Here is a 22,944-nt window from a genome sequence, read left to right as displayed (position 1 = left end):
AATTTAAAATAAAGGCTCAAAGATAAGTAAAAAAATGAGTAGGCTCAATTTTTAGTTATTTGGTCATTATTTTTTAGAAGGAAAGATTATTTTAAAGTGATTAAAGGGTTAGGTCAAGACTTCATTTCTCCTTTACCATACATTATATGTTTATTATTTCATTAGTTGTACTGTTCCTTTAATCTTTTGCTGCCTACGGTTTTCGTCCAAGACATCAAAAAGAATTATGGCTTCATAGTAATAGGTGCCAGAAGGAAGATCATTACCATTTTGGTCTTTACCATCCCAATTGATGAAAATATTGTTCTCTGAAGCTTGAGCACTGTTGTATTCATGTACCAATACACCCCATCTGTTATAGATTTTGATGGCAACCGCTTCTACAAACCTTGGGCACTTGGCATAAGGATTGTCAAAAGCTTGAAAGGTTTCATTTATATTGTCTCCATTTGGGGTAAAAACGTTTGGAAGCTCATAGTATGGACAGTTATCAATACAAACGATATTACTTGGCTCACTTTCATTTCCGGACCGGTCAATGGCTGTGATATAATAACAGCCCTTCAGTTCACTTAAGCCCTCTATCCTTGTTTCATTGTTGATTACCGAAACATCTTTCACGAAGTTGAAGGTGCCTTCTTCCCCGGTTTCAGAGTAATAAATCTTGTAGCCATTTAACTCTGTATCGCAGTTGCCTGAGAAGTCAGGCTCCCAACTCAGGTCATGGTAGAAGTCGCTGAAGTTACAAGGCTTGTCTGCTAAAAAGGCTTCGCATTCAGGTCCTTCGTAGGAAAGTACCGGAGGACAAGGCAATCTGTCATCATCAGGTTTTGCACATACAATCTGTGATTTATTGGCCAACGGATATTCCAAAATGTCCAAATTATAATCCCCATTTGTAATTACATAATAGCAATATTCTTTTTCGGTATCCAAAGGAACACCATTATGGCTTCCATCATCAAGGAATACAAAACCATTCTGTGTAACATCTACTTCCCCAATCAATACAAAGGTATCTTCATCCGCGGCATTTGCATCCGTCCTATTTCTGTAAACCTGATGTGGGTATTGGGCAACTTCATTGTTCCAAGAGACTTCAAAATCCCAGCTCAATTCAATGGCTTCATTGATAATGGTGGGTTCTAGCCGGACTGAGGAGGCTGTATTGGACGAATCTGTTTTTACACCCTGAGACAGGAGAATTACTTGATAATTGTACACCAGATTTTCAGTATTGATATTACTGTCTGTAAAGACGGTGTCACTGGTGGTGATTAATGAAGTTCGGTCATTGGTTCCTGAAAACCCTTCACTTCGAAGCAATTCATAGGTGTATGGTCCCGGATACAATTGCGTGTCAATATCATATGGAGGAGTCCACCTTACTAAAATCTCACCTTCGTCTGTACTGGTTTTTTCTACGCTTACATTGGTGATTAGGGGTACGTCTACATCTATGGTGATACAAATTTCATCCGAAACATAACTTTCACCACTTCTTGGGGCCGGAAAAGCAGCTACCAATCGGTAACAATAGGTATTTCCCGGACTTAGTCCCATACCATTGTTATCGTCAAGGAATTCGACTTCGTCCATATTTGTGGTGCCTACCAGTTCATATCCGGGTCTAATACCGGTTTCACAAGAATCAGGTTCATAATTGTCACTATTGATCCTTCTCCAAACCTGCATGGTCTCTGCTGTATTGGCACAGGAATAAGGGTCCCATTCCAAATTGACTGATCTTCCCGGTGCTTGTTCAATTCCAAAGAAACTCGGAGGAGGAGCCACTACTGTGATATTCCAGGTTTTAATATCGATCAAAGATGGCCCGGAATCAGGATCATCCGCAATTCTCACCCTTACCTGATAAGTTCGGGCCCTGACATGGCTACATACGGTTTGCCATTGGAAATTAACAATGCCGGGAGAAGATTGAAAGGTTGAGATAGGGTTATAGGTGGCTGGTGAAGAGGTGATTTCAATGGGGTCTCCAAAGACCTCAATTAAAATTGGATCTCCATCAGGGTCCATGCCTTGAAAAATCTCTGTTATTTCAGTACCCGCTTCTACACATATATCATCCGGCATGATTAATTCAGGTCTTCGATTGTCCGTGTTTTCGACAATAATTTGCATGTCTCGCAGTACATAGCCGATTCGCGTCCATTCCCCTGCGACTAGGCGCCATTCTTCAATTCTAAAGGCAACATTGTATTGACCTGCAATGCCCGGAGCATCCCAAATTAAATCCCCGGTAACGGGGTCTAATTCCAATATGGGAGGAGTGGACCCATCTTGTTTAGTGAAGCTAAATTCACTTGAAGCAGGGCTTCTGTAATTGTTTACTTGGCGTTGAAATGCTTGTTTGGGAATGTCCAGCACATAGGCCAAACTATCCCCGTCAGGATCATAAGCTCCCGGATTGTGAATATAGGTTTGGTTGACGGCACCATTGTCTACAGGGGCAATGGTAAGAACCGGAGAATTATTGACACCTAAAAAGGGGTCAATATTAATCATGGTTTCAATATAAAAAGGAGTGTCTACAGATTGATCCATGTTTAAAGTATTCGCATTCCGGTTAAATTCCATGAATCGGATGGTGTAAGTTCCCGGACCTTGGTAGGTATGGGTAATTACAAAAGTGTTTTTTTCAATGTCATTTCCTAAGTTTTCTGTGCTCGTAATGTCACTTTCAGTATTGAGCACTTCAACTCTCCCATCCCCAAAGTCAATTTCCCCCGGGCCAAAAACTACAGAGGAGCGGGTATCTGTATAACCTACAACTGTTATTTTATAGGTCAATGTTTGGGTGGAGACTCTTTCGGCAATGATCTCTCCGGCTCTAATGTGGGTGGCATAAGAAGAGGCTGCGCTTAGCATCAAGGCCATTAAGCCCAAAAGAAAGTAACAATATTTCATATTTTGGTATATTTCAGCGGTTTGCTCTGGTCAAGTTATTTGGTTTTGTATTTTTAAAGTTTTCCATTCAAAACCACTCTATTAGATCAAAACGTTTTTATTTTTTCAATGGTTACCCTAAATTATAGCTTTATAGTGAATTTTTCACTTACAGTAGTATTTATTATTGTTTAGTTTTTATTTGGTTCTCTTTTTTCTCCGGATCTTTTATGGGCAATATTTAGAGATCATTTGCTCAAAATAATTAATTTGGACATTCATAGCGGTCTGATCTTTAACCTTTACTTTCTTGATTGGTAGAATTTATCAAACAAAACCACTGAAAGAGTAGTTACTAGTTAAGCAAATTTTAAATTTATCTGATTATTTAGAACTATTTAAAATAAGATGATTGACAGATGATTGATTGTTTGCTATCGATTACAAATGTAAATTTGGCCTCATTACTAAGATCAAACCGTAATAACGAAAAATTATATGAGTTGGGTATCTAAAACCTTAAATAGTACGCTGGGCAAAAAATTATTGATGGCCCTAACGGGATTATTTCTTATTTTGTTTCTGGTGGTTCACCTTGCCGGTAACCTACAATTGATTTTTCCGGATGAGGGAAAGTCATTTAATATCTATGCAGAAACAATGGCAACGAATCCGTTAATCAGAGTTGTTTCAATTTTAAACTTTGGTTTTATTCTTCTTCATGCTGTGTATGCTATTATCCTCACCCGGCACAATAAGAAATCCAGACCCATTGGTTATGCTGTGTCAAAAGCTTCAGAGAATAGTACCTGGAGCTCCAGAAGTATGGGGATCCTGGGAACTTTGATTTTCATTTTCCTTTTGGTACACTTGAGAGGTTTTTGGTATGAATTGAAGTTTGGAGAAGTGCCAATGGTTACCTATGATGGCGTGAGTTACAAAGATAGCTTTGCTATTGTGTCTGCTGCCTACCAAAATATACTTTATGTGATTTTTTATGTGGTAAGCATGGGAGTTTTGGCATTTCATTTATCACATGGCTTTGCAAGTGCTTTTCAAACTTTAGGAATTAATCATACAAAATACACCCCTTTTATAAAGAAGCTGGGCTTGGCATTTGCCATTATAGTTCCTGCATTGTTTGCATTGATTCCCATCGTGATGTTTATTCAGGGAAGCTAAGGAGACTACAATTAAGAAATTAAAGGGAAATTAAATTTGAATATTGATGAAACTTGATTCAAAAATACCCAATGGTCCTTTGGCTGATAAATGGACCAATCATAAGTTTAACATTAAGTTGGTCAATCCGGCCAACAAAAGAAAATACAATATTATAGTGGTAGGTACCGGTTTGGCCGGTGCCTCAGCTGCGGCCTCTCTTGCCGAATTAGGATATAATGTGCAGGCTTTTTGCTTTCAGGACAGCCCTAGAAGAGCGCACTCCATTGCTGCGCAGGGAGGGATAAATGCCGCTAAGAATTATCAAAATGATGGTGATTCGGTGTTCCGTCTATTTTATGACACCATCAAAGGTGGTGATTACCGTTCCAGAGAAGCCAATGTATACCGACTGGCACAAGTTTCTGTAAATATCATTGACCAGTGTGTGGCACAAGGTGTTCCATTTGCAAGAGAATACGGTGGCTTATTGGCCAATAGGTCTTTTGGTGGGGCTCAGGTGTCCAGGACTTTCTACGCAAGGGGTCAAACTGGACAACAATTGTTGTTGGGAGCCTATTCAGCCTTGAGTCGTCAGGTAGCCAATGGTAAGGTAAAGCTATATCCTAGGACAGAGATGATGGATGTGGTGACCATCGATGGTAAAGCTAAGGGAATCGTAACCAGAAATCTAATTACAGGCGCAGTTGAGTCCCATAGTGGAGATGCAGTGTTGCTTTGTACCGGTGGATATGGTAATGTGTTCTTCCTTTCTACCAACGCTATGGGTTCCAATGTGACAGCAGCCTGGAGGGCCCATAAAAAGGGTGCTTACTTTAGCAACCCTTGTTACACTCAAATTCACCCCACTTGTATACCTGTTTCAGGTGACCATCAATCAAAGTTGACCCTAATGTCTGAGTCCTTAAGGAATGATGGACGAGTATGGGTACCAAAGACAGTGGAGATGGCTGAAAAATTAAGAAAAAAAGAAATAGCTCCTAAGGACATCAAAGATGAAGACAGGGACTATTACTTGGAAACAAAATACCCATCATTTGGTAACTTGGTGCCTAGGGATGTGGCCTCAAGGAATGCAAAGTATGTATGTGATGATGGTCGAGGTGTTAATGAAACAGGAGAAGCCGTTTTCCTAGATTTCAGGGATGCTATTCTAAGAGATGGAGAAGATGCCGTGAGAGGAAAATATGGCAACTTGTTTGACATGTATGAAAAAATCACCGGTGAAAATCCTTACCAAACCCCAATGAAGATTTATCCGGCAGTCCATTATACTATGGGAGGCCTTTGGGTAGATTATAATTTGATGACCAATGTGTCCGGTTTGTATGCTTTGGGAGAGGCTAATTTCTCCGATCATGGTGCGAACCGCCTTGGAGCTTCTGCCCTTATGCAAGGTTTAGCAGATGGCTACTTTGTAATCCCTTATACAATTGGTGATTACTTGGCCAAGCATCCAAATGAAAAAGTAACGGTAGATCATCCTGAATTCAAGAAATGTGAGGAGGAAGTTAAGGCCAAGATTCAGAATTTGTTAAGCATCAACGGTAGTAAAACTGTAGATCATTTCCACAAAAAATTAGGAAAGATCATGTGGAACTATTGTGGAATGGCAAGAAATGCTGCAGGTCTTTCCAAGGCAAAAGAAATGATCAAGGAACTGAAAAAAGAATTTTGGTCTGATGTAAAAGTGCTTGGTACCGGTGAGGAGCTGAACCTTTCTTTAGAAAAAGCCCATAGAGTGGCTGATTTCTTAGAGTTAGGAGAACTAATGGTAGTAGATGCCTTGCATCGAGAAGAGTCTTGTGGTGGTCATTTCAGAGAAGAGTATCAAACTCCTGAAGGAGAGGCTTTGAGAGATGATGAGAAATTTGCCTATGTAGCTGCTTGGGAGTACTCGGGTGAAGGAAAAGAAGAAATCTTGAATAAAGAAGATCTTGTTTTTGAAAATGTTAAGCTTACACAGAGAAGCTACAAATAATTGATTGAACCTATAAAATTCATCATAATATGAATCTTACATTAAAAGTGTGGAGGCAACAAAACCCATCTGATAAAGGGGGTTTTAAAGAATATAAGTTAAGTGGAATTTCTGCAGATATGTCTTTCTTAGAAATGTTAGACGTTCTGAATGAAGACCTTTCAGAAAAGGGAGATGACCCTGTTCATTTTGATCATGACTGTAGGGAAGGTATCTGTGGAATGTGTTCACTGTATATCAATGGACAGCCTCATGGGCCCACTCAGACCACTACCTGTCAATTACACATGCGCTCTTTTAAAGATGGAGATACCATCACGATAGAGCCATGGAGAGCCAATGCTTTCCCTATCATTAAAGATTTGGTTGTAGATAGAGGTTCTTTTGATAGAATCATACAGTCAGGAGGCTATGTTTCGGTAAATACCGGTGGAGTACCTGATGCCAATGAGATTCCTATTCCAAAAATTATTGCGGACGAGGCTTTTGATTCGGCTACCTGTATCGGTTGTGGAGCCTGTGTGGCAGCTTGTAAAAATGCTTCTGCCATGTTGTTTGTCTCTGCCAAAGTTTCTCAATTGGCGCTATTGCCTCAGGGAAAAGTTGAAAAGCGGGAACGTGCAGAAAAAATGGTCGCTCAGATGGACGAAGAAGGATTTGGCGCATGTACCAATACGGGTGCCTGCTCGGCCGAATGTCCTAAAGAAATTGACTTGAGTAATATAGCTAGAATGAATAGAGAGTATTTTGCTGCTTCTGTCAGTACAGATAAAAGCTAAAATTCTCTAAAATATTATATGAAAGACCGGGCTCCCGGTCTTTTTTTTTGCCTATCCATGGTTAGTTAATGATAAATGCTTGCAATTCCAGACGAAGACATTAGGAATTGTAAGTATTTATTTTATCTATGGAGGGCTATTAATCAAACAACCAAATTTAAATGTCACTTATAGATTTATCTATTTTCATTGTCTACATGATTTTAATGCTTGGTGTAGGCTTTTACTTTATGCGAAAGAATACTGGCCAGGATGACTACTATGTAGGAGGGCGGAATATTGGAAGCTGGCACATCGGGCTCTCAGTAGTTGCCACTGATGTTGGAGGGGGCTTTTCTGTGGGGTTGGGAGGCTTGGGTTTTATGATGGGTTTATCCGGTAGCTGGATGCTCTTTACAGGCCTTTTAGGGGCCTGGATGGCCGCTGTTCTGTTGATACCAAAAGTGAGATCCAATCCTGCCTTTGAGAATTTCTATACTTTGCCTCAAATTTTCCAATATTTATTTGATAAGAAGGTGGGGATTGCGGCTGCCATTATTTCTTTTGTTGGCTATCTGGGATTTACTTCCTCCCAATTGCTAGCCGGAGCGAAATTGGCTTCGGGAACCTTTCCTACCTTGGATTTAAATATGGCCCTACTTATTATGGGCATCATAGCGGTTGTATATACAGTTCTTGGTGGGTTAAAAGCGGTGATTTATACCGATACTGTTCAATGGATAGTTTTAATGGCGGGATTTATTTTTATAGGACTACCTATATCTTATTTCCATGTCGGTGGATGGGATGCCATCAGAAGTACATTGCCGGATGAATATTTTTCCCTCACCAATTTGAGCTGGCAAGACTTTGCCAATTGGGGGATTACCATTTTGCCTATTTGGTTTGTTGGGATGACTTTGTATCAAAGGATATTTGCAAGTGAAGATGAAAAGTCTGCCAAAAAAGCATGGTTTATAGCCGGATTATTTGAATGGCCTATCATGGCCTTTATGGGAGTGTCCTTAGGGCTTTTAGCCAAGGTTGCATTCGAACAAGGGTTGATTGTAGAGAGTTTGGAAACTTTAGATCCGGAGATGGGCTTACCCATTCTTTTAAGCACTGTTTTACCTCCCGGAATAATGGGGTTGATGATGTCTGCATATTTTTCAGCAGTACTTTCTACCGCAGACTCATGTTTGATGGCTGCTTCCGGAAATCTGACCACCGACATATTTGGGAAAATACTCAAAACCAAAGAGGATAAATTTGTGATGCGAATTAGCCAGTTGTTTACCCTCTTGATAGGCGTGGTAGCACTTGTTATTGCGCTACAAATGACCAATGTACTAGAGCTCATGTTGTATTCTTATGCCTTTATGGTTTCAGGCCTTTTTGTGCCAATCATTGCAGGTCTTTTTTGGAACATGCGCTCTCCAAAAGCGGCTTTGACTTCAATGATTATAGGGGGAGGAACCACGGCGGTGCTCTCTTTGTTAAAATTGACCCTGCCATTTGGTCTTGATCCTAACTTTTTTGGCGTTTTTGCATCTTTAGCAGTGTTTTTGCTTGTTTTTAGGTTCGATAAAAGATTACATAAAATTTAATTTAAATACAGAACATAAATGATTACCTTAGAAACCCTATCGGCCATAGACAATGCCACTTACTTGCAGAAAAATGAAATTGCCGACTTCTTATTTGAGCACCTAGAGCAATATGGTGATCCAAAAAATGACATTATGCGATGTCTGGATTATGCACTAGATCAGGCCGGAGATAAAGGCGGTTTTACAGTTTTAGCTAGGGAAGAGGGTAAAATAGTTGGTGCGGTGATCGTTAATAAAACCGGTATGTCGGGATATATCCCCGAAAATATTCTTGTTTATATAGCCGTAGACGCTTCACAGAGAGGAAAAGGAGTAGGTAAAAAACTGATGAAAACAGCCATTGATATGGCACATGGTGATATTGCGCTACATGTTGAACCGGATAATCCGGCAAAAATTCTCTATGAAAAACTTGGCTTTACTAACAAATACCTGGAAATGAGGTTGAAAAAATAATATGGCATATTTAAATCTATACAGGGATAAGCTCAAATCAAACTTTGAATTTCTAAAGAAAGAATTTGATGCTAATGAAGTGTCATGGGGTGTAGTGTCTAAAATTCTTTGTGGAAATAGAATGTACTTGCAGGAGCTAATAGACATGGGGGCCAGTGAAATCCACGATTCCCGAATTAGTAACCTGGCCAAAGTGAAAGAATTAAATGCTGATGTTCAGACTGTTTATATCAAGCCACCCTCAAAAAGAAATCTTGGAGATGTGGTTAGGTATGCGGATGTCAGCCTAAACAGTGAGCTTAATACCATTCGGTGGATAAGTGAGGAGGCTGTCAAGCAGAAAAAGAGCCATAAAATCATCATCATGGTAGAAACAGGGGATCTTCGGGAAGGAGTGATGGGAGACCATCTGCTGGATTTTTATGCCAAAGTTTTTGACCTTCCAAATCTTGAGATTATCGGATTGGGAACCAATTTGAACTGCTTGAATGGCGTGCTTCCTTCTGCAGATAAATTGATTCAGCTATCTCTCTACAAGCAAATTATTGAGTTGAAATTCAATAAAAAGATTCCCTGGGTGTCAGCGGGAACCTCAGTTACCATTCCACTTATGCTGCGCAAGCAATTGCCTAAAGGAGTTAATCATTTTAGGATTGGTGAAACGCTTTATTTTGGTGTAGACTTGGTGGAGGAAAAAACGATTGATGGAATGCATGGGAATGTATTCGAACTCTTTGCTGAGATTATTGAAATGCAGGAGAAGCCTTTGCTTCCCACAGGAACCCTGGCATCCAATCCTCAAGGTGAGGTTACAGAAATTGATGAATCATTATATGGAAAATCTTCCTATAGAGCCATTTTGGATTTGGGACTTTTAGATGTAGATCCCAAATACCTCATGCCCGACGATGGCGCCTTTGAGATTTTAGGAGCGAGTTCAGATATGATTATTATTAATCTTGGAGAAAATCCCAAAAAATACAAGGTTGGTGACTTGATTAAGTTTCAGCTGAAATACATGGGGGCACTCGCCATCCTAAACTCTAGCTATATAGAAAAAAGAGTAGTTTAATTGGAACAGTTTCTTAGTTGTTGCGATTCGTTATTCACCCTCAACGAATCTAATAGCTAAGAAACTTTTTTTATATATACCTGGGTGTCTTCTTTCATTTGTATCCTTGCTCTACAGGGAATAATATTTTTATAGTTGTCGTTGATTTTTTATCTGTTCCTATATATTTATTACTGATACGGCTGATTTCAATTTTTTAATTCCATTCTTAATCGCCGGATGTTTGACGATCAGAATTTACCCTTCCTTAAGTGAATAAAGTGAAACATGCGCTTTGGCATAGAATTGGTTTAAGATGATCTAAACCAATTATTATATAACTATGAAAAATCTAGGATTATTATTATCACTATTATTAATAGGAACAGTTGCAGTTCACGGCCAGAGCAATTCTGGATTTGGTCTTAGAGGGGGAGCAAATTTGTTTACATGGGGAGGATCGGATGTAAATAGCAATGATTACAATAATCGAGTTGGTTTTCATGCAGGCTTTTATGGAAATGGTTTTGTTTCAGAAAGGTTTTCCATCGAGCCGGGTTTGTACTATTCGGTAAAAGGTACCCAAAATGATGACATGGTCAATTCCCGCGCTGTTTTAGACTATGTAGAGTTGCCGGTGTTGTTTAGGATTTATGCTACAGATGGGGTGAATTTGTTTTTTGGCCCACAGGCTTCAGTATTGGTAGGCTCAAGCTTTGAGGCAGACGCTTTAGGTAATACCTATGGATGGGACACGGATAATATCAATGATTTCGATGCAGCGGTGGTAGTAGGTGTGGGATATAACTTACCTAAAGGCTTTAATTTACAAGCAAGTTATGATTTTGGTATAAACCCTGTATTTAAAGATTCAGATGCATCTGTTTACAACAGAGGGTTTAAATTATCTGCAGGAATTAGTTTCTAAGATTACGAAATTGCTGTTACTTATTGTCATAAATCCCTAACAATACACCTGATCCCATCATTGGGTTAAATGGATTAGCGTCATTATTTCCATTTGTTTTAGGTTTTGGTATCTTAGAAAATAACCCCCCGTTAATTTATCTTCGGGGGGTTGTCTCTTACATATCCATTATTGACCGGATATCTTCGGCCTTATATTGTGGTGTTCCACCATTAAATGTAGCCACCAAAGCACCCAAAGCACAAGCGAAATCCAAGGTTTTTTCCAGAGACTCTTTGCTAAGGTATTTATAGATAAAGCCTGCTAGAAAAGCATCCCCTGAGCCTACAGTATCTTTTACACTAACAGGATAACCGGGATGTTTGATGATTTCTCCGTCTTGATAGATAGCGGCCCCATTACTTCCTAAAGTGATGCAAACCAATTCAAACGAAAATAGCTCACTTAGCTTTTCTAAAGCACCATCCATTTGATTGGGTAGGTCGTAAAAATTAGCCAAAAGTGTAAGTTCATCTTCATTTATTTTGAGAATATCCGCTTTCGTTAATAGCTTATCAAGCAAGTCTGCTGTATAAAAGGGTGGGCGTAGGTTGATGTCCAAAATTTTCAAAACCGGAGAATCCAGAATTTTAAATAGCGTTTGTCGGCTTTCTTCGTCCCTTGCAGCGAGAGAGCCAAAAACAACAGCATCGACAATTCTGCTTTCTCTGTCAATTTGCTGATTCCATTGTATATGGTCCCAAGCTACCGGTTTTACAATTTCATATTTAATATTCTCTTTATCCTCGTCATTGATAAGTACACTTCCTGTAGGAAATTCATTATCTATTTGGATCAAATCTTCTGACATTCCAAATTTTTCTATAAAGGATAGTAATTTACGTCCGGATTTATCATCCCCTATTTTGGAGATCATTTTTACATCCAATCCAAGATGTTGTAAGTGTAAGGCAACATTCATAGGTGCTCCTCCCGCAATGCTTTCTTTAGGAAAGACATCCCACAACATTTCGCCAAAGCAGATTATTTTTTTAACCATTTTCTTTTATAAATTCTTGTTGAATCTCTTCTAGGGATCGACCTTTTGTTTCTGGCATTTTGGTAAATACCCATAATAACTGTAGTACCATCATAAAGGCAAAGAATCCAAAAATCACTACCGGGCCAAATTGATTAGCCATGAGTGGGAAGACATTAGCGATGATTGCAGCTAGTATCCAATGCGTAAAGCATCCCATTGATTGTCCGTGGGCTCTAAGTTCGTTAGGAAAAATTTCCGAAATAAATACCCATATAACTGCTCCCTGACCAACGGCATGGGAGGCGATAAACATAAATACAAAAATGGGCAAGAAGGTATTATTAATTTGAGCACCCGAAAATGAATAGGCAATAAGGAGTAAGGATATAATATAACCGAAAGAGCCAATGTACATTAATTTTTTTCTTCCAATTCTATCAATTAAGAAAAGCCCCAACATGGTAGCGATAATATTAGTTACACCAATACCTACAGTGGACAATAATGCGCTTTCTGCACTGATTCCTGCCATGTCAAAAATTCTTGGAGCAAAATAGATAATGGCATTGATGCCGGACAACTGGTTAAATAAAGCAATGAGAATTGCCAGCATAGTAATTTTAATGTATTTTCTATTGAACAGTGCCATAAAACCTACTTGAGCTCTGTTGAGTTTTTTCTCTTCTATGGCAAGTCGCACCGCCTCTTCAACACCTTCAGGATCTGTTCGCTTTAAAATTCTTTCAGCATTTTCGAAATCATCTTTTTTGGCAATTAACCACCGAGGACTCAAAGGTACCCTAAACACCAATAAGGTGTAGATTAAGGCCGGTATAGCTTCCATGCCCAACATCCACCTCCAGCTATTGGTTTCAATATTTAAATCAATTAAGTAATTAGATAAATAGGCCATCAAAATTCCGAAAACAAGATTAAACTGGTACAAAGCTACCAATTGTCCTCTGTTTTTAGCTGGAGATATTTCACTAATGTACATAGGGGCCACAACTGATGAGGCCCCAACTCCTAATCCTCCAATAAATCTGAAGAACATAAATGAATATATTTCAGGTGCGATGGCTGAACCTAATGCCGAAACAAAAAAGAGTATTCCGATCCAAATCAGCGATGTTTTTCTTCCATATTTGTCGGCGGGTATTCCTCCAAATAAAGCACCTATAACAGTACCGTACAGTGCAATAGCTATGGCTAATCCATGACTCCAGTCACTCAATGACCATAATTCTTGAATCTGTCTTTCTGCACCGGAAATTACAGCAGTATCAAAACCAAATAAAAACCCTCCCAAGGCTGCTACTAGGGAGAGAAACAAAACATAACTATTAATTTTCATAGGTTATCGGGGTGTGAAGATTTTTTAAATCTAGAAAGATATGGGCTTTTTAAAAAATATATTTGATTTTAAGTTTAGCAAGTAGGGATTAATATATCATAATTGTTTTATTAGGCATCAAAAAAAAGAGACAAGTAAGGTGAGGCTTACTTAAGAACCATGTTTTAATTATGGGGAAAGCTAGTTTTTGATCTCCGTTTTACAGGGAATCCGATGTCAAAAGGACCTCAGTTAATACCTCCGCCCAATATGTATTCTATAATAAAACTGAAATTGCATCAGCATATCTGCACTGACCCGTTTTTGCTGAAGATCATTTCCATCAAGTTCACTAAAAGGGCTGTAAATAAAGGTAGCTTCTAGGCCAATGTCAGCATCAGATTGGAGGTCTTTGAAAGCCCCAATCCTAAATGGAATGTAGATTCCTGAATCAGATGCCTTATAACTTTCAGTACGTCTCTGAGGGTCATTAAGAATGAGCCTTTCATCTGTCCGACTAGAATAGATGTACCCTAAGCCCAGACCACTGTACACTTTAATTAAAGAAGGGATGTAACCGCTTAAATTCGGGTTAAAATGATATATAGGCATTATATCTCCAAAAAAAACACTGCCGGAAAAAGCATGCGGTTGATTGTCTGCTGCGATAATATCTATTTGTTCTTGATTATAATGGTCGCCACTGTTTACCAATTGCCAACCTATGGTACCTTTAACATCAAAATAAGCATTGATCTTTTTTTGGTAATCAAGAGAAAGGGCAGGTAGAACCTTAAATTTAAACTTACTGTGAACCCCCGTATTGTCCCCATACATAAAAGATGGTCCAACGCCAACACCTATTCTATCTGTTCGGTTATCTTGGGCTAAAATTGGGTTTACAGACAATAAAAAGATGCAAATTAAAAATGATACAAAACTTTTCATAAAATCGAACTTTTTCAATATACTCCCGACAAGTTACTAATAACTTCTAAATATATAAAGCAAAATGTATTTCGCATTAGGTAAAAACATTTTGATTTTTAATTTTCAAGTCATTTATTAATTACGATAATTTACTCGAAATAGATCGATAAGCTTATTAAAATAGGTGTTTAAAGTAATTTATTTTTCCTTAAGTATATAGAAAGTGGGGTTGCAAGAATGAAATCCTCTTAGGGGAAATTTACTAGTATAACCTGATGGCCAGCTAAATAAAAAAAAATCAGGGGAATGAGCTTGTAAAGAAAAAAAAACCGAGGTAAGGCTAAAGCCTCCTCGGTTTGTGCTTTTTTATGACATAATAGGTGGATTTTTATCAGGGGTCCATTAAGCCATTAAGGTTTAATGTAATTATTAAGATTGGTTTTCTTCTACTTTCTCACTGCTTTCTTCCACTTCCGAAAGTGGCTTTAAATTATCAGGGATAGCAGGATTTAGTTCCTCGTCATCTTTTTCATAGGGAAAAATCTCTACAATGGGACTTTCTGAAATATCAGGGACATTGAAACTTACAAGCATATTGTTTAGGCTTTCATAAATACGATCGTAGGCCTCTTTGACATTATGTGCAGTGACCAGCATGTACTGCGTCACTTTTTTCTCCTTGCCGCTGTCTGCGTCAGTCACTATATAAGTAATCTTACATTTGTGCCATACGTCCACATCATCAAAGAAAAATACATCAACAATATTACTTTTGCTGATACTTGTTACTTGGAAATCCCCTCTGATGACACTGCCAAGCATATCGTATATTCTAGCCTCAGCTTCTGTAAATGAAACCGCATCCACCAAATATTGTTCTGAGACATTCTTGAGAAGTCCCTCTTCATTTTCTTTGGCATACTTTACCTTACACAAAAACCATGTTCTCATATCTGTATTTCTTCTTTACGATGAAGTTACGAAGGTAATCTGAAATCCTAAAAACAAAAAAACCTTTGCAAAAAATCCGAGAAATTACTGGAATTAATAGTCATGTCTTTTTATAATTCCCTTAAAGGGGCCATTATATAAGACCAACTATTTATGCCTTGGTTTATCTAATCTTTTCTTTGCGATTTATTCAAATTTGTCACCAACAAAAGATACTTTTTCTAAAATTAAGCCGTTGGCAGGAGCTTTGGCACTAAAAGGAGTTTTTGCCGAACTGATAAGCGCCTCCTCAATATCGTTCAGTTTTATTTCACCTTTTCCTAAAGAGACAAGGCATGCAGCCATCCTTCTTACCTGATGCATTAGAAATCCGCTGCCTTTAACCCTAAAAACTTTACTATTTTCCTTTGGAAGGAAAGCATAATCCTCCGGTGGGCCATCAATTTGGGAGTAGGTAATTTTTCTTATAAAATCATGCGTATTTTTTCCTTGGCTGCAGAACCTCCTGAAATCATGTGTCCCCTTAAATAGCGCTGCACCTTCATTCATAATATTTAAATCCAATGATTTGCCGGCATAAGCCACTGAACCGGCAAACATAGGATGTGGTTTTGGACCAAAAGTAAAATAGTAGCCATATGTTTTGTTGCTCACATCTTGAATTACATTGAAGTCATAGTTGCTTTCGAACCCTTCTATAATTCTAATGTCTGCCGGCAAGATATCGTTCAATGGGTCTACCAAGCTATTTGGATCTACTGTATTTGGTAAAAACAATTCAAAAGCCCCATTTAAACAAGAAACCCCTGCGTCTGTCCGGCTTGATCCTAATATTTTAAAGTTTTCATGTTGCAGTACATAACGGAAAGTTTTTTCTAAGGTGCCCTGAATTGTCTTAACTCCTTTTTGGACCTGCCATCCATGATAACGGAGGCCTAAATATTGAATCCTGAATAAGTATTTAAAAGGCTTGGTCTGCATGCTGCAAAGCTATAAATTGAAGGAGTAAATGCCAAAATGGTTTCGAAAGGATTTTTTTTTACATAGTACCCTCGATGGGTTGAGGAGAGGGTTTGTGTTTTTATATCACTAAATTGAAATTGTTTTAGTTTTTGGGAAAATACACATTCCCATTCGGTGAGAGAAGGATCAAAAAAAATAATAGGTTAAGAATGAATTCCAAAGTTATTAAGATTATAGGTGCTGTTTGTTATCTGTTGTTGAACGTTCAGGAAGTTTATCCCTTCCAAAACAAAGATGAGCGGCCCAATATATTATTTATATTAACCGATGACCAAGCTCCTTGGGCTTTTGGCGCCTCAGGAGATCCCAATGCCTACACTCCCAATATTGATAAATTGGCAGCAGAAGGAGTGACTTTTTTAAATGCTTTTACGACCACACCTGTTTGTAGTCCCTCGCGGACAAGTATCATGACAGGTCGCTATGCAAGCGAATACAATATTTTGGATTTTATTGTAAGCCCTAATCATAGCAAGCTAAAATATGATCCCAATGTAAATGCTGGTTTGGATCCTAGCAGCATAACTTTTGCAGAAAAGTTACAAAAATCCGGATATCACACCGGCTTGATAGGGAAGTGGCACCTGGGAGATTGGTCTTCGGAAGAAGGAGAAAAGTTTCACCCTAAGAATCATGGGTTTGATTTTTTTATGGGACTTACGGGTGGTGGTGCCAGTCCTGTAGACCCTGAACTTGAGATTGAGGGTAAATTGAAGACCGTTCAGGGACTGACCACTGATATTTTGGCAGATCATGCCATTTCATTTATAAAGAATAAATCAGAGAATCCTTTTCTTTTATGCTACAATACTAGAGCACCTCACAGTCAATGGTTGCCGGTGGCTGAGGAAGATTGGGTACCTTTTGAAAATTTAGACCCTGTGCTTCCTAATCCAAACTACCCTGATTTAAACATTGAAAAAGCCAAAAGGCGCATGAAGGAATACCTGGCTAGTACTGCGGGGATGGATAGGAATGTGGGTAGGCTGATTGCCGCTTTGGAAGAAAAAGGAATCATGGACAATACCATTGTGATTTTTATGTCTGACCATGGTTACAATATGGGACACAATGGTATAGAGCATAAAGGGAACGGGAAGTGGATTACCAAAACCATCCCAAAGAAAACCGAGAACATTAACGAAGGCTATCGACCCAATCTTTTCGATAATTCTTTAAAAATACCGGCCATTGTGTATTGGAAAGGGGTAGCTAAAGCTGGGAGAAAAGTTGATCAGACCATTTCTGTCTTGGATATTTATCCAACATTACTTGAGATGGCAGGAGTGGAACTCCCATCTTCTTCAGAGCATCTACTCAGGGGTCGAAGTTTGCTGCCTTTGATTAAAGGGGAAGAAGTAGTTGACTGGGACAATGATTTTTATGCAGAATACAGCATGGTAAACTATGCAACTTCTTTTCTGAGGAGTTATCGAACCCCAGAGTGGAAATTGGTGAGGGATTTTATGGACCCTAGCCGGGATGAATTGTATCACATTGCCCTAGATCCTGAAGAAAATATTAATCTTATCCATGATAATAGAGAAGCGGTGAAAGAGATAGTTGCTGTTTTACATCAAAAAATATTGGATAAAATGAGAGAAATAAACGATCCTTTATTGGAAGAAGTAAGGGTAAATAGGGGGTATTTTAGGTGAGGTGAGGTGATGGGGGATTTGGGGATTTTGTGATGTGGTGATAGGGTGATGGAGTGATTTGGTGATGGGGTGATGTAGTTCTCGCTTGATCATTCGATTGCTCTCACACGTCCATTCCATTACTGTTTTATCCTTTTAACTTTTTTCTGTAGGAGGCCATCACTTTGAGGATTTCTTCGGCTTCTTTATAGCTTTCTGTCATTTTTTCTTTGGAAATAAATCCTGCTTCTGTGATCATCTCTATCCAGAATAAGGTTTCATCGGCTTCTTCAACCACTATGCAAAGTTTAGCGAAGCGTTCTCTCTCAGACCTTGCCCTGCAGACAGCTCTAAAGTTGGCGGCAGTGGCGGTTACTGATCTAATCAATTGCTTTCTTATTACCCCTAAGGCATCGCTGTGCTTAAGTTTACCCAATAAAGTTATTATCTGTAAAGCCAAGATTTTGGTTCGGTCCCTGAATATTTCATTGAAATCTTCCTGTTTCATGGTAAATTTGATGTGGTGATGTGGTGATGTGGTGATGTAGTGATGTGGTGATGTGGTGATGTGGTGATCAAGTGATGTGGTGATCAAGTGATGTGGTGAGATTTATTCTCGTTACCCTATCACCGATCACTTTATCACCCAATCACAGATCACCACATACCTTCTCCTTCTTAAGGCCTAATAATCGTCCCATCAAACTTCCTGACTGTCCATCTTGAATTGGTATGCATGGGGTATTTGGCAGCAAGTTTTTCATTGATGTCCACACCGAGACCGGGCACTTCGTTTACCCACATATAGCCATCTTTCATGGTTGGGGATCCCGGGAATATTTCTCTGGATAAATCAGATATTCTGGCGGCTTCCTGTATTCCAAAATTCCAAATGGCCAAATCAATATGTGCATTGGCTGCATGACCGACAGGAGAAACATCCCCCGGTCCATGCCAAGCTGTTTTGATGCCATAAAACTCACCCAATCTAGCCACTTTCATGGCTGGTGTAATACCGCCAATCTGCGAAATATGAATTCGAATATAGTCAAACAATCTGTTGGTCATGGGCTCCTTAAACTCGTTGATATTGTTGAAAAGTTCACCCATGGCTAAAGGAACGGTAGTGGCATTTCTCAATTGTTTGAACCATTCCATCTGCTCCGGAGAGAATGGATCTTCAATAAAAAACGGATGGTAGGGCTCCACACTTTTCACTACATTGATGGCATCAATCGGATCTAGCCTCTCGTGAATGTCATGCAACAACTCTACTTCCTCTCCACATTGCCTTCTTACGGTTTCAAATAACTTAGGAACATCTTTCCTGTATTTTCCCTGATCCATGTATTGATCGGTATCCCTAGCAAATCCTTGCTTTTTAAAGTCTGGTTCACCGGATATGCCTGCACCTCCATAACCTCCTTGCTGGATCCTTACATAGCGATACCCTTCTTCCATATAAGAGGAAACCTGGTTGGCTGCTTCTTCGGGGGTGTTGCCACTGGCATGGGTGTAACATGGAATGGCAAACCTGCATTTTCCTCCCAGTAATTGGTAAACGGGCATATTGGCCCGCTTGCCCTTTATGTCCCACAAAGCCTGGTCAAGTCCGCTGATGGCGTTGTTAAGTACCGGGCCATTGCGCCAGTAGGAGCTTACAAAGGCAGCCTGCCACATGTCCTCTATATTGTCAACATCCTTTCCTACACAAAAATCCTTGAGGTATTTCTCAATGGCAGTGATCACTGCAAATGCCCTCTGCGTAAATGTGGCACAGCCCAAGCCATAAAGACCGGGCTCTGAGGTTTCTACTTTGATGACAATTAAATTAGACCCGCTGGGGGCAAGACCAATGGCCTTTACATTGGTAATCTTTAATGGAGGTAAACCATTTAGGTAAGCAGGTTTTTCTTTTTCAGTGGCAGCCTTGGCCTTTGGGTACATGCCTAACATTCCGGCCATGGTGCCCAGTCCCAACCCTTTCAGTAAATTCCTTCTGGTATTGTTTTCCTTTTCTTTCATTTTTTATTGATGGTCTGATTTGAGTTTGTCTTATTTTTATGGATAATGATAGATTACCAGTCCACTACTGATCCGTCTCTAGGATCATAGGATTGAGGGTTGGTCCAGTCATGGCCTATTTTGTCTGCCAAAGCGTCTTCATCTAGTTCTATTCCTAAGCCGGGACCTTTGGGTATAAGCACTGTCCCATCAGATTCCAGTTTGAATGGAGTTTTTAAATAACCTTCACCTAAAGTAACTTGCTCTTGCACAAGGAAATTGGGGACACTCGCAGCCAAATGCAACCCGCAAGCTAAGGAGATGGGACCCATAGGATTGTGGGGTGCGATGGCGGCATAATAAGCTTCTGCCATTCCGGCAATTAACCTGCCTTCGGTAAGTCCTCCGGCATGGCAGAGATCCGGCTGAACGATGGCAGCAGCTCCTTTTTCTAAAATTTCCCGAAAACCCCACTTTGTGAATATCCTTTCCCCTGTGGCGATAGGGAGATGGGTCCCTCTGGCAATTTCTGCCATCACATCCACATTTTGTGCTTGGCAGGGCTCTTCTACAAACATGGGCTGATATTGTTCCAATTCTTTGATGAGCACCTTGGCAGTCTGTGGGGAAATGGAGCCATGAAAATCTATCCCTATGTCCATCTCAGGTCCTCCCGCTTCCCTAAGTGAAGCGAAATTATCAGCAGCATATTGAATAAATGCAGGGTTCTCTACAATCCTTGCAGGCTGTTTTTTAGCAACCCCTGTTTTGATGACGGTATAGCCTTCCTGTTTTCTTTTTTTCATGTCTTCAGCGTTGGAGGCCCTACCGTAAATCCTTACCCGATCTCGCGTAGGGCCTCCAAAAAGTTCATAAACAGGTACGCCCAGGAGTTTTCCTTTGATGTCCCATAATGCATGGTCTATGCCGCTAAGTGCTGAGGTTAAAATTGGGCCTCCTCTGTAAAAAGCATGGCGGTAAATTGCCTGCCAATGATGCACCACACGCCTTGGGTCCTTGCCAATCAGGTAAGGTTCCAGCTCCTTAATGGCGGTTTGGATGGTGAGGGCACGGCCTTCTAAAAGTGGTTCACCTAACCCTACCACACCTGCGTCCGTGTGAATTTTGAGGAAAATCCAGCGTGGTTTTACTAAAAATGTTTCCAGTTTGGTGATTCTTACCTCTCCTTCTTTAAAGGAGGTTGGACTTGGTTTTTCTGCGTAAGAAGAAAGTGGGAGAAGAAGGCCTGTTCCTGCCAGCCCTAATACAGACTGTATGGCATTTCTCCTGCTCACTTGAGCTCCGGCAGGTTTTCGTGTCACCTTTTTTTTAGTTTTTTTCATCGATTATTGGGTTGTTGTTTGCGTTTTTATGACTTAGATTAATTGTTTTATCCAAAGGTTGCTTAAAGTCGTAGGTATCAAAAAAAGAACAGCATGTTTAATTTTTGTGTTTTGTGGTTAACCTGAATACCTAATTAATCTTCTTTTTTTGACGTGTTTTAAAGTGAAAAAGAAAGTTAAAATTTAGTGTACAATTTAAACTATTAAAAACCTTCTATGGAATAAATTTAATTTTCAGAAAAATTAGTTAGGCGCACCTGCCTTTTATTGGCAAGTACGCCTAAATGCTTAAGGTTGGTCCCACCAAACTCTTCTGTCTAAGTTGTTGGGGCCTTGTCTGCTGATGGCTTCCTGTAAATTAGATCGATTGACGACCGTTTCTGAATCAGGGTATGGCATGCTTCGGATAAAATCTCCAGTGATTTCAGAACCTGCATAGGGATTGGGCTCCAAGGTAGGGTAGCCACTTCTCCTGAAATTCGCGAATAATTCAGAGCCATCGAGAAAAGAAGCTATCCAATACTCTGTGTTGATTTGCTCCAGTGCCATTTCAGTTACCAGAGGATGGTTGGAAATATAACTGTTGATGGCGGATTCTGAAATTGAAGCAGCTGCATCGTACATGGCCATTTGCTCCATATTGGCCCTAATCCCGGCTTCATAATAACTTGCAGCATCACCTTGCACCCACCCTCGGATGGCAGCCTCAGCCAATAGCAATTGGTTTTGGGCATAGGTGAGAAAAAACTGTGGGGAGTCCACTTTCAACACCGTATAAATATTTGCTTGGGAGAAATCCCAAAGACTCACCACTCCGTTTTCATCCAATACGCTATTGATGGAAACGTCATCATGTCCCATGGGCATGCCTATCTGTAAGTCGGGGTCACGGGTGATCCGATCAATGGTTTGGCTTGGGCCGTTTGTTGCGCCCACATGTCTGATAGCAATGGATTCCAACCTGGGATCTTCATTATTTTTGAGGTGGTCTACAAAGGGTTCGGTAAGGTAATAGTTGGCTTTTTCCCTTGCACCAAGATGAACACCTATATAATTATTGAAGACGGATGTGTTGCGCAGGATGGCATTCTCCCCATTGGAGGAGATTAAGCCTCCGGCCACGGCCTTTGAAACGTAAGTTTGTGCAGTGGAGGGGTCAACTTTGGTCAAGCGCATGGCTGCGCGTAACATCAGCGAATAGCCGAATTTTTTCCATTTCAATGGGTCTCCTCCATAGAGAATTTCACTAGAGGAAGAGGGGTTGTTGGGATCTAGTCCGGCTGTAGCTTCTTCCAATTCTTTTAGAATGTCCATATAGATGGTTTCTTGGCTATCGTATTTTGGTGTCACAATCTGTTCGATGAATCCTTTGGCCCCTTCAAAGTAGGGGATGTCGCCATAAGAGTCTGTCAAAACCATATAGGCATAGGCTTTCCATATTCTGGCAGAATGGTAAAGGTTGGTGTCTTCAGAGGCCTCCTTACTTTTCTCTACTGCATCCACCGTGTTTTTTAGTACGTTGCGGTAGGTGTTTTGCCAGATATGTTGGGAGCGGGCCAGGTTCAGTTGGTTGTAATTGGCTCCGGCTAGGGAGCTACCAAAGGGGGTGATGATTTGTTGAACAATCCCAAAATTGTAGGAAAGGTCCTGCAAAGAACTTACACCATCTCTATAGCGCATGTCTAAGATCCCCTGATTCAATAGAAAAACTGGGTTTAAAGAAGTAGGATCTACCAGATTGGTGTTGATTTCATCAAATTTCTCATCACAACTGAAAAATCCTACAGCCATTATCAGGCTCAAAATATATTTTGTTAGCTTTTTCATGG

The 22,944-nt window shown here is 39.9% G+C and carries 18 protein-coding genes; 8 read left to right on the top strand and 10 right to left on the bottom strand.

Features of this window, described 5'->3' with window-relative positions:
* Window positions 1–153: 153 nt before the first annotated feature.
* Complete coding sequence (locus ACYVHJ_RS06780) at window positions 154–2,928, bottom strand: T9SS type B sorting domain-containing protein (RefSeq protein WP_460513455.1); 2,775 nt, start codon at window positions 2,926–2,928, stop codon at window positions 154–156.
* Window positions 2,929–3,405: 477 nt separating this feature from the next.
* Between ACYVHJ_RS06780 and ACYVHJ_RS06775 the strand changes: the two genes are divergently transcribed.
* The 7 genes from ACYVHJ_RS06775 (at window position 3,406) to ACYVHJ_RS06745 (ending at window position 10,873) form a co-directional block, all read left to right on the top strand.
* On the top strand, window positions 3,406–4,089 hold the full coding sequence (locus ACYVHJ_RS06775) for a succinate dehydrogenase cytochrome b subunit (protein ID WP_460513453.1): 684 nt from the start codon (window positions 3,406–3,408) through the stop codon (window positions 4,087–4,089).
* 46 nt (window positions 4,090–4,135) lie between these two features.
* On the top strand, window positions 4,136–6,070 hold the full coding sequence (locus ACYVHJ_RS06770) for a fumarate reductase/succinate dehydrogenase flavoprotein subunit (protein ID WP_460513451.1): 1,935 nt from the start codon (window positions 4,136–4,138) through the stop codon (window positions 6,068–6,070).
* A 29-nt stretch (window positions 6,071–6,099) separates the two neighbouring features.
* A complete protein-coding gene (locus tag ACYVHJ_RS06765) occupies window positions 6,100–6,849 on the top strand; it encodes a succinate dehydrogenase/fumarate reductase iron-sulfur subunit (protein WP_339901366.1) in 750 nt (249 codons plus the stop codon).
* 161 nt (window positions 6,850–7,010) lie between these two features.
* Window positions 7,011–8,435: a sodium:solute symporter family protein gene (locus ACYVHJ_RS06760; protein WP_339901364.1), complete on the top strand. Its 1,425-nt coding sequence runs from the start codon at window positions 7,011–7,013 to the stop codon at window positions 8,433–8,435.
* An 18-nt stretch (window positions 8,436–8,453) separates the two neighbouring features.
* Complete coding sequence (locus ACYVHJ_RS06755; protein ID WP_339901362.1) at window positions 8,454–8,894, top strand: GNAT family N-acetyltransferase; 441 nt, start codon at window positions 8,454–8,456, stop codon at window positions 8,892–8,894.
* 1 nt (window position 8,895) lies between these two features.
* Window positions 8,896–9,966: an alanine racemase gene (locus ACYVHJ_RS06750; RefSeq protein ID WP_460513448.1), complete on the top strand. Its 1,071-nt coding sequence runs from the start codon at window positions 8,896–8,898 to the stop codon at window positions 9,964–9,966.
* 322 nt (window positions 9,967–10,288) lie between these two features.
* A complete protein-coding gene (locus ACYVHJ_RS06745) occupies window positions 10,289–10,873 on the top strand; it encodes a porin family protein (protein ID WP_460513446.1) in 585 nt (194 codons plus the stop codon).
* Window positions 10,874–11,030: 157 nt separating this feature from the next.
* Here the strand turns inward: ACYVHJ_RS06745 and ACYVHJ_RS06740 are convergent, their stop codons facing one another.
* From ACYVHJ_RS06740 to truA, 5 genes are all read right to left on the bottom strand, one after another.
* A complete protein-coding gene (locus ACYVHJ_RS06740) occupies window positions 11,031–11,912 on the bottom strand; it encodes a carbohydrate kinase family protein (protein ID WP_339901356.1) in 882 nt (293 codons plus the stop codon).
* Window positions 11,905–13,248, bottom strand: a complete 1,344-nt coding sequence (locus ACYVHJ_RS06735) for an MFS transporter (protein WP_460513443.1) — start codon at window positions 13,246–13,248, stop codon at window positions 11,905–11,907. The genes ACYVHJ_RS06740 and ACYVHJ_RS06735 overlap by 8 nt, the downstream gene beginning before the upstream one ends.
* Before the next feature lie 231 nt (window positions 13,249–13,479).
* Window positions 13,480–14,175: a hypothetical protein gene (locus tag ACYVHJ_RS06730; RefSeq protein ID WP_460513441.1), complete on the bottom strand. Its 696-nt coding sequence runs from the start codon at window positions 14,173–14,175 to the stop codon at window positions 13,480–13,482.
* 411 nt (window positions 14,176–14,586) lie between these two features.
* Window positions 14,587–15,108 carry a DUF4494 domain-containing protein gene (locus tag ACYVHJ_RS06725; protein WP_339901349.1) on the bottom strand — a complete coding sequence of 174 codons (522 nt, stop codon included), beginning with the start codon at window positions 15,106–15,108 and terminating at the stop codon, window positions 14,587–14,589.
* A gap of 186 nt (window positions 15,109–15,294) precedes the next feature.
* Complete coding sequence (gene truA / locus ACYVHJ_RS06720; RefSeq protein ID WP_460513439.1) at window positions 15,295–16,089, bottom strand: tRNA pseudouridine synthase A; 795 nt, start codon at window positions 16,087–16,089, stop codon at window positions 15,295–15,297.
* A gap of 191 nt (window positions 16,090–16,280) precedes the next feature.
* Between truA and ACYVHJ_RS06715 the strand changes: the two genes are divergently transcribed.
* Window positions 16,281–17,789 (top strand): sulfatase family protein, encoded by a 1,509-nt coding sequence (locus ACYVHJ_RS06715; RefSeq protein ID WP_460513437.1) that lies wholly within the window; start codon window positions 16,281–16,283, stop codon window positions 17,787–17,789.
* Window positions 17,790–17,916: 127 nt separating this feature from the next.
* On the opposite strand, the gene ACYVHJ_RS06710 is transcribed toward ACYVHJ_RS06715, so the two are convergent.
* The 4 genes from ACYVHJ_RS06710 to ACYVHJ_RS06695 all read right to left on the bottom strand — a co-directional run bounded on the left by ACYVHJ_RS06710 (window position 17,917) and on the right by ACYVHJ_RS06695 (window position 22,942).
* A complete protein-coding gene (locus tag ACYVHJ_RS06710; protein WP_460513435.1) occupies window positions 17,917–18,276 on the bottom strand; it encodes a four helix bundle protein in 360 nt (119 codons plus the stop codon).
* A gap of 170 nt (window positions 18,277–18,446) precedes the next feature.
* Window positions 18,447–19,793, bottom strand: a complete 1,347-nt coding sequence (locus ACYVHJ_RS06705; protein WP_339901341.1) for an enolase C-terminal domain-like protein — start codon at window positions 19,791–19,793, stop codon at window positions 18,447–18,449.
* 53 nt (window positions 19,794–19,846) lie between these two features.
* Entirely contained in the window at window positions 19,847–21,115 is a 1,269-nt protein-coding gene (dgoD, locus tag ACYVHJ_RS06700) for a galactonate dehydratase (protein ID WP_460513432.1), read from the bottom strand.
* Window positions 21,116–21,403: 288 nt separating this feature from the next.
* Window positions 21,404–22,942 carry a RagB/SusD family nutrient uptake outer membrane protein gene (locus ACYVHJ_RS06695; RefSeq protein ID WP_460513430.1) on the bottom strand — a complete coding sequence of 513 codons (1,539 nt, stop codon included), beginning with the start codon at window positions 22,940–22,942 and terminating at the stop codon, window positions 21,404–21,406.
* Window positions 22,943–22,944 lie beyond the last annotated feature (2 nt).

The organism is Cyclobacterium sediminis (assembly GCF_054781075.1).
The sequence above is the reverse complement of the archived record's forward strand: the minus strand, read 5'-3'. Positions and strand labels throughout refer to the sequence as shown.

Coding starts and splice junctions, on each gene's coding strand:
- ACYVHJ_RS06710 (WP_460513435.1), bottom strand. CDS start 18,276: ATGAAACAGGAAGATTTCAATGAAATATTCAGGGACCGAACCAAAATC.
- ACYVHJ_RS06745 (WP_460513446.1), top strand. CDS start 10,289: ATGAAAAATCTAGGATTATTATTATCACTATTATTAATAGGAACAGTT.
- ACYVHJ_RS06735 (WP_460513443.1), bottom strand. CDS start 13,248: ATGAAAATTAATAGTTATGTTTTGTTTCTCTCCCTAGTAGCAGCCTTG.
- ACYVHJ_RS06695 (WP_460513430.1), bottom strand. CDS start 22,942: ATGAAAAAGCTAACAAAATATATTTTGAGCCTGATAATGGCTGTAGGA.
- ACYVHJ_RS06770 (WP_460513451.1), top strand. CDS start 4,136: ATGAAACTTGATTCAAAAATACCCAATGGTCCTTTGGCTGATAAATGG.
- ACYVHJ_RS06775 (WP_460513453.1), top strand. CDS start 3,406: ATGAGTTGGGTATCTAAAACCTTAAATAGTACGCTGGGCAAAAAATTA.
- ACYVHJ_RS06780 (WP_460513455.1), bottom strand. CDS start 2,928: ATGAAATATTGTTACTTTCTTTTGGGCTTAATGGCCTTGATGCTAAGC.
- ACYVHJ_RS06755 (WP_339901362.1), top strand. CDS start 8,454: ATGATTACCTTAGAAACCCTATCGGCCATAGACAATGCCACTTACTTG.
- ACYVHJ_RS06715 (WP_460513437.1), top strand. CDS start 16,281: ATGAATTCCAAAGTTATTAAGATTATAGGTGCTGTTTGTTATCTGTTG.
- ACYVHJ_RS06705 (WP_339901341.1), bottom strand. CDS start 19,793: ATGAAAGAAAAGGAAAACAATACCAGAAGGAATTTACTGAAAGGGTTG.
- ACYVHJ_RS06730 (WP_460513441.1), bottom strand. CDS start 14,175: ATGAAAAGTTTTGTATCATTTTTAATTTGCATCTTTTTATTGTCTGTA.
- ACYVHJ_RS06750 (WP_460513448.1), top strand. CDS start 8,896: ATGGCATATTTAAATCTATACAGGGATAAGCTCAAATCAAACTTTGAA.
- ACYVHJ_RS06725 (WP_339901349.1), bottom strand. CDS start 15,108: ATGAGAACATGGTTTTTGTGTAAGGTAAAGTATGCCAAAGAAAATGAA.
- truA (WP_460513439.1), bottom strand. CDS start 16,089: ATGCAGACCAAGCCTTTTAAATACTTATTCAGGATTCAATATTTAGGC.
- ACYVHJ_RS06740 (WP_339901356.1), bottom strand. CDS start 11,912: ATGGTTAAAAAAATAATCTGCTTTGGCGAAATGTTGTGGGATGTCTTT.
- ACYVHJ_RS06765 (WP_339901366.1), top strand. CDS start 6,100: ATGAATCTTACATTAAAAGTGTGGAGGCAACAAAACCCATCTGATAAA.
- ACYVHJ_RS06760 (WP_339901364.1), top strand. CDS start 7,011: ATGTCACTTATAGATTTATCTATTTTCATTGTCTACATGATTTTAATG.
- dgoD (WP_460513432.1), bottom strand. CDS start 21,115: ATGAAAAAAACTAAAAAAAAGGTGACACGAAAACCTGCCGGAGCTCAA.